Below are 4,153 nucleotides of genomic sequence, written 5' to 3'. Positions count from 1 at the left end.
AGCGCCCCTTTCCAGCTCACAGGGGAACCGTCAGGAACGAAGTGACTAGAGGGGACGCTGTGTATGCTGGCTTAGTACAGAAGCAAACGATAGCACAAGCCTAAAAAATAAGCTATGAAGAGGGTATAACCCACGTAGATTAAGAGTGACAGTGCCACAGCTTGAGAACTCAGAAATGCCGCTTGCTCGATGCTCGGACGCTTCGCTTACTCGCACACTGCGCCGAGCGGAGGAGGTAAGCGGAGAAAGAAAGAGAGGCACCGAAATTGCTTATTTCGGCTGCGCCGACCCCTACCCATTTCGACTCTATTTTGAGTGAGTTGGATATTGTCTATGGTCGCTTTCTGAACTAAGGATTTCTCCCCTTATTTCGGACTGCCCTGCGCTGTGTGTAAAGCTTTCGCCCCCGTTCCAGTCACACAACACTAATCAGTTATTCCTTTTCCGCTTGTCCCCTCTAGCAGCTACAAAGGGCGGATTTATCGAGCTTTCGCTTAGTTCTGATTAGTGCCTTTACCTCTCACCTTTGGAACATCCCTTGGTCGGTGAGTGATGCGCGTCGTTCTGTCCAAAACATCTTGATTCCAAACAGAATGCAGAAATACTCTTGAAGTGCTTACTTGATATGGTCTATCATGAAAGGAACTTCCTAGGGCTGAAATCTAGTGAGTATTTCGAAATAAACCGACTCGCCAAAGTCGGTTTTTTCACATCTGGGGATAGAGATTAATCCTAAAATCGTTAGATCTCAATGATCAACGTAAAAGATCTTCTCCTCCTCCAACAAAAAGGCTCCTTTCATGGGAGCCTTTTTTTAACTAAACACTTACGTGATATATCGTAAATAATATCGCTATTATTGTTGTTGGTATTATTGTCCAACAATGTAATAAATAAGAGTTTTTAGCACCTTCTTCATCATACTCATCTACGATAGAGCCATACCTCATAATTGGTTTACCTTTGCAATAACGCCTCAAAGCCAATCCTGAACAAAGAAAGGTGATAAACCATAGCCCCAATAACCCCGTGACACTTTCGAAAAAAAAGAAAATACCAATAATGGTACAAACGGCATAAATCGAGTCAGATATATTTAAATATCTCCAAAGCTTGTTCTTATCAATCACTGCTTAAAATATTCCCTGAAATATAGCTGGTCACATTTTCTCCCGTGAGCACCGTTCTTTCACTAAAGTTAAGAAGCTTTAATCGATAAGCTGCCCCTTTTCCCATAGCAAAAGCCCAAGAAGGGTCGAAGTTAAGATCTGTCATTGAGTAGGCGATATCTCCAAATACAACATACTCCAAAGGCTTGAGATATGGATTAGCAATCAAAGCAACACCTATCACCTGCATCACATCCGAACGTTTGTCTTGCGTGGCTGCCTCGATGTAATCCTGAAAGGCATCATCTTCCATGTCGATATTGGCATTTCTCATTAAACATTCTGGCGTGGCACAACTCGCCTTAAAACGAACATTAAACGATTCATTATTCACCACTAGATTGCGTCGATAACTGCCATCTTGAGAGACATTATCTACCTCTTCCGTACGGCGTGATAATCGATTTTCTTCGAGTTTTCTAAGGGCTTCTCCCCCCTCAATAAAGCCATTTTTAATTTGATGAATGAGGTCATATCCAACATCATAAGTAATATTGTTTTTGTCATAACCTTTCAAAATAACATCGAACGCCTGACTAAACTCTTTAACGGCTTGGCTGTGTACTGACGTTTCCAAATCCAACGCAGGAAGAAAAATCAAAAGCGCTTCTGTCGCTTTAACAACCTCACTTTCTAGTTTTCTTTTCTCAACTGTCTTCTTTCTAATAGCTGCGTATCGCTCTTCACTGGCTTGAATTTCTTGCCAGTTTTTTTCTCGCTCCTGAAATCGTTCTCTACGCTGTCTTTCAATTTTTTCTCTAGGGGTTTCTTTTGGCACTACGGATTCCTTAATTGCTTGATTTGATGGCATTAGCGAACCTGTCGGAGCGAAGTTTCTCGCTTCAGCTCGCCTTAATGCCAATCTAGAAGCCTCCGCTTCTCTAGCCATCTTACAAGTAGAACATGGGCACACTGACGGATTCGAGTGCCCAATAGGGCAACGATGAGATTTTGAAGGGTCAAAAATATCGGGAAGCCCCCCATTCAAGCTATGCATTCGCACACCCATAAGAAAAAATTGAACAGTGACAATAGCTTACACGAATGCATTTAAAACGGGAGTCAATCAACGGCAAAAACCTTTAAAACTCATTTCACGCTCTCTGTCTATGTCTAATCTCGCTTCGTGCTGTAATGCTTTTCCAACCGCTGAAGCTGAACGTTCAAGCCGTTCACTTGCTCGCTCAATCTGCTCACTTGCTGACACAACGTGGCGTTCTCTTTCAAAGTAGTGTTGAACATTTTCTCTAAATCCTTGTAAGCGTTCGCAAAGGCTTTGTGTTGCGCCTCGTGCTGCTGTTGTAATTGCTCGAAGGCGTTCAATAGCTGTTTCTCTAACTCCGTCATGCTCTAATATCCCTCCGGTATAAACATCGATCGGTCGTCGCTTTTTCTCGTCCAACCCTTCCCATCCTTGGCGACCGCTATACAAATCCTCTCTCCGCATTGGCTCAACTGAATCTTTCCGCCCTTCAATTCGAGCTGTTTTATCGTGGCACTCTGCTGATTGATCTCTAATTGGTTCGCTAGAATCATGCTCCCTTGCCACCAAATCACGCTTGAGCACGCCACTATCACGAGAAAGATAGTCAACCCTAGCCACGCCCAACTTTTCAGCACTAACACGCTCATGCGTCGATTCTGGGCGTTTATATCGCCTTTGATTTTCTGCTCGCTTGATCTCAACGCCTGTTCGATAACCCTCACGTGCCTCTCGAATTCGCTCTTGAGATGCTGCTCTGTATCGAGCGCTTGCTGCTTCGATTTCTTCTCGAAGTCCTGCGCCAAATCTAAAATCTTGCTCATACATCATGCCCTTTAATCGGATGTTTCTACCGCCTTCAGGATCGGCGATAGAGAGACTTTTTGAAGTCTGCCTCACTACTTGAAAACCAGAACGCTCTAAAACCTCAACAACCTGCGTTCGATCTTGAATGTCACCGTTCTGTGCCAACGAAAGCAAACCGTCTGTGATCGCTCTGGCTGCCTCTTGTTTTTGAACAGGTAGATTACGAGGGGTCACTAACTCCCTTTTATGCAAAGGGTCATCAGGATCATGCAGATTTAACGTGGCATTCATGCCCGTTTTCCAAGCATTGATTCGAGGTTTATCTGCTCGGTCAAAATAAGGTTGGAGTCGCTTGCCCGTTTGTAGCTCCACGTTCGGAACAACAAAATTAAGCTCTAACCGTCCTTTGTCTCGATGCTCTACCCAAAGGCAAGAGTACTGATCCGCTTCCAGCCCTGGTAACAACGCTTTTTCAAAACTCGACATGATGTGATCTTTGGCCTCTCTAGGGAGATCGAATTCTTCAAAGGACAGCACACCAGACGTGTATTTTTTTGCATAAGGACTCGAATCTATCAGCTCTTGAACCTCACTTGGTGAGCCTCTATCGAGTGTGGCACCCTCTCGATCTCTCTGCTTACCAAGTAAATAATCAACCGGACCAGAGCCTTTACCGACACCACGAGCGTGAAATTTAACAATCATGAACGGGAATACTCCCGTTTTAAATCTTGCAACGTTCGTTCAATGTTCATCAAAGCAGAGACAACCTGAATACGATCCACCGGCTTCCAGTCTTGGGAATGAATCGCTCGAGCAATTTGATTGAGATTGTTACCCATACCGGCTAACTGACGAAGCAACTTAGGGTCAACTTTAGGCACGGCATGAGCACGGGAAACGGGCGCATCGAGACAATGCGATCGCATCCACTCAGCAAGTCGAGGTTTAGAGCTTCGCAGCAATAACGCTTCATGCTCTAAAGCCGTCACTCTGATCTTAATTTCTTTAATTCGTGGCTCGGACATAGCAACACTCTCAAACATGAAACCGCATCGAGGCCTTCGCTCGGAACGAGGGAATGACTCGGTGTGGTCAACTGGGGTAAAGGGGGCGTTAGCGCCCCTTTCCAGCTCACAGGGGAACCGTCAGGAACGAAGTGACTAGAGGGGACGCTGTGTATGCTGGCTTAGTA

General features: G+C 44.9%; 4 protein-coding genes and 1 pseudogene. All 5 read right to left on the bottom strand.

The genetic code is table 11. From position 1 onward, the window contains the following. Positions 1-1,122: 1,122 nt before the first annotated feature. Positions 1,123-1,947, bottom strand: a complete 825-nt coding sequence (locus R7190_RS25375) for a hypothetical protein (protein ID WP_228086026.1) — start codon at positions 1,945-1,947, stop codon at positions 1,123-1,125. 335 nt (positions 1,948-2,282) lie between these two features. Then, the gene (locus R7190_RS31405; protein WP_373906686.1) at positions 2,283-2,516 is read right to left on the bottom strand and encodes an MbeD family mobilization/exclusion protein; all 234 of its coding nucleotides are present in this window, start codon (positions 2,514-2,516) and stop codon (positions 2,283-2,285) included. 3 nt (positions 2,517-2,519) lie between these two features. Continuing rightward, complete coding sequence (locus R7190_RS31400) at positions 2,520-2,975, bottom strand: MbeB family mobilization protein (protein WP_249335089.1); 456 nt, start codon at positions 2,973-2,975, stop codon at positions 2,520-2,522. Positions 2,976-3,297: 322 nt separating this feature from the next. After that, a pseudogene (locus R7190_RS31395) lies at positions 3,298-3,663 on the bottom strand (relaxase/mobilization nuclease domain-containing protein); the annotation flags it as partial. Further along, positions 3,660-3,986, bottom strand: coding sequence for a MobC family plasmid mobilization relaxosome protein (locus tag R7190_RS25365; RefSeq protein WP_169654078.1), 327 nt, complete (start codon positions 3,984-3,986; stop codon positions 3,660-3,662). The gene R7190_RS25365 and the pseudogene R7190_RS31395, both read right to left, overlap by 4 nt. Positions 3,987-4,153: the final 167 nt, after the last annotated feature.

The organism is Vibrio sp. 1078-1 (genome assembly GCF_033340475.1).
The sequence above is the reverse complement of the archived record's forward strand: the minus strand, read 5'-3'. Positions and strand labels throughout refer to the sequence as shown.